We start from the raw sequence: 2759 nt of genomic DNA, 5'->3' as shown, positions 1-2759 counted from the left end.
TGCGCGTTCCGGGGTGATCCGGTCAGGGATTCCGATCTGATCCGGTCACCCATTCCAATCTGATCCGGTCAGGGATTCCGGGGCATCCGGTCACCCCCGGCGGGTGATGGATCTGACACCGCGCGGCGTTTCGCAGCGGGCTAGTCTGGCTCTTTTGGCAAGAGCGGGCAGCCCATGAAGAGACTGACGATGCGGAAGATCAGAGAAGCGGTTCGGCTTCACGCGAGCGGGCTGTCGACACGGAAGATCGCGGCAAGCCTTGGCGTGGGGCAGAGCACGGCGAGCGAGTATGTGAAGCGGGTGAAGGCGGCGGGCCTCAGCTGGCCGTTGTCCGCGGACATGTCGGACGCAGCCCTCGAGGCGGCGCTCTTCCAGCCCGTGGGCGGGCCGACCCGCCTGGTCGAGGCCCAGCCGGACTGGCCCGCAATCCACCGGGAGCTCCGTCGGAAAGGGGTGACGCTGTCGCTCGTGTGGGAGGAATACCGGGCCGTTCATCCCGAAGGCTATGGCTACAGCCGCTTTTGCGAGCTCTACCGTCGCTGGAGCAGCCGACTGTCGCCGGTCATGCGACAGCACCATGTTGCGGGCGAACGGCTGTTTGTCGACTATGCCGGTGTCACGCTGGGCGTGGTCGATCCTGCGACCGGCGAGGTCCGGCCGGCACAGCTCTTCGTGGCGGCTCTGGGCGCCTCGAACCTCACCTATGCCGAGGCGACCTGGACGCAGGGTCTTCAGGACTGGATCGGCGCGCATGGGCGGGCCCTGGCCTGGTTCGGTGGGGTTCCGGCCCAGATCGTTTCGGACAATCTCAAGTCGGGCGTGACCAGGGCCTGCTTCTACGAGCCGGCGGTGAACCGCACCTATGCCGACATGGCCGAGCACTACGGCACCGCAGTGGTGCCCGCCCGACCGCGGAAGCCCCGTGACAAGGCCAAGGTCGAGGTGGCCGTCCAGATCGCCGAGCGCTGGATTGGCGCTCGCCTGCGCAACCGGCGGTTCTTCTCGCTTTCCGAGTTGAACGAGGCCATCCGCGAACTGGTCGGGCGGCTGAATGACCGCGTCACCCGCCATCTCGGCGCCAGCCGCCGCGACCTCTTCGAGCAACTCGAACGCAGCGCCCTGCGACCCCTGCCGGACGCGCCTTACGTCTATTCCGAATGGAAGCAATGCACGGTGGGGCTCGACTATCATGTCGAGGTCGACCGCCACTACTACTCGGCGCCGCACGGCCTGCTTCGCGAGAAGGTGTGGGTCCGGCTCACCGCCCGCACCGTCGAGATCTTCCACAACGGCAAGCGCGTCGCCGCCCATGCCCGGACCTCGTCCAACCGGGGACACACCACCATCGCCGACCACATGCCGGCCAGCCATCGCCGCCATGCCGCATGGTCGCCCGAGCGGCTGAAGTCCTGGGCCGCGAAGATCGGACCTCATACCGCGACGCTGGTCGCCGTGATCCTGCGCGACCGCAGCCATCCCGAACAGGGCTTCCGATCCTGCCTCGGCATCATGCGCCTCTCGAAGTCGCACGGGGATGTGGCGTTGGAGGCCGCCTGCGAGCAGGCGCTGCGGATCGGCGCGCGATCCTACACCTCCGTCAATTCAATCCTTCGGAACAACCTGCATCGCCACCGGCCCGAACCGACCGCGGAGGGGCCGGCGATCCAGCACAACAACATCCGCGGTCCCGGATACTTCCATTGAAAGGAGACAGAATGCTGACCCATCCCACCTTGGAGCAGTTGCGGGCCCTGAAGCTCGACGGCATGGCCTGCGCCTTCACCGAGTTGCAGGCGCAGGACGCAGCCGCCGATCTCAGCCACGCCGAGTGGCTGGGCCTTCTCGTCGAGCGCGAGATCGCCGCCCGCAACACCCGCCGCTTCCAGACCCGCATGCGCTCTGCCAAGCTTCGCCACATCGGCGCCGCCATAGAAGATGTCGACTTCAAGACCCCGCGCAAGCTCGACCGGGCGCTGTTCCAGCAACTGGCCACCGGCCGCTGGATCCGGGAAGCCCGGAACCTGCTGATTACCGGACCCTGCGGTGTCGGAAAGACCTGGCTCGCCTGCGCGCTCGGGCAACGCGCCTGCCGCGACAACCGCACCGTCATCTACCAACGGCTGCCGCGGCTCTTCGCCGATCTCGAACTCGCCCACGGTGACGGCCGCTTCCCGCGCCTGTTCCGCTCCCTCGTCAAGGCCGACCTTCTCATCCTGGATGACTGGGGACCCGATCGCCTCACCGCCGGCCAGCGCCGCGACCTAATGGAAATCGTGGAAGACCGCCACGGCAGGGGCTCGATCATCATCACCAGCCAGCTTCCGGTGGAAACCTGGCATGACGTCATCGGCGAGCCGACCTTCGCCGACGCCATCCTCGACCGTCTGGTACACAATGCCCACCGTCTGCCGCTGGACGGCCCATCCCTGCGCAAGGCTCGCCCCGCCGATGGCGCTCCCGAAACGGGAAGCGAGACTGCGCGATGATCCAGGCTCGCTCTCCCGGGTTGACCACCGGACCCTCCCACGCGCCCGTCACCGCCAGCCTTGTGGTGGGCGCGGCGCCGGGCGCGCGGGTCCCTCCCGTGGACAACCCTCCACCACCGTTCCGAATACGGCTGCCCGAAAACGTTGACGTGGGCGCACTCGCCTGACATCAGAAATCATGCCGACGCGGCAACGATCCTCAGCTGACCGGATGCTCCGGAATGACTGACCGGATGTTGTCGGAACCGCCGACCGGATGCCTCGGAATGCGCA

The 2759-nt window shown here is 67.2% G+C and carries 2 protein-coding genes; both read left to right on the top strand.

What is annotated here, in order from left to right; all coding sequences use genetic code 11:
- Positions 1-174 precede the first annotated feature (174 nt).
- Positions 175-1704 (top strand): IS21 family transposase, encoded by a 1530-nt coding sequence (istA, locus tag FG154_RS20175; protein WP_145111868.1) that lies wholly within the window; start codon positions 175-177, stop codon positions 1702-1704.
- An 11-nt stretch (positions 1705-1715) separates the two neighbouring features.
- The gene (istB, locus tag FG154_RS20170) at positions 1716-2486 is read left to right on the top strand and encodes an IS21-like element helper ATPase IstB (protein ID WP_145111865.1); all 771 of its coding nucleotides are present in this window, start codon (positions 1716-1718) and stop codon (positions 2484-2486) included.
- Positions 2487-2759 lie beyond the last annotated feature (273 nt).

The sequence above is a fragment of the Cereibacter sediminicola genome, from assembly GCF_007668225.1.
GTDB classification, from domain to species: Bacteria; Pseudomonadota; Alphaproteobacteria; order Rhodobacterales; family Rhodobacteraceae; genus Cereibacter_A; species Cereibacter_A azotoformans.
The sequence above is the reverse complement of the archived record's forward strand: the minus strand, read 5'-3'. Positions and strand labels throughout refer to the sequence as shown.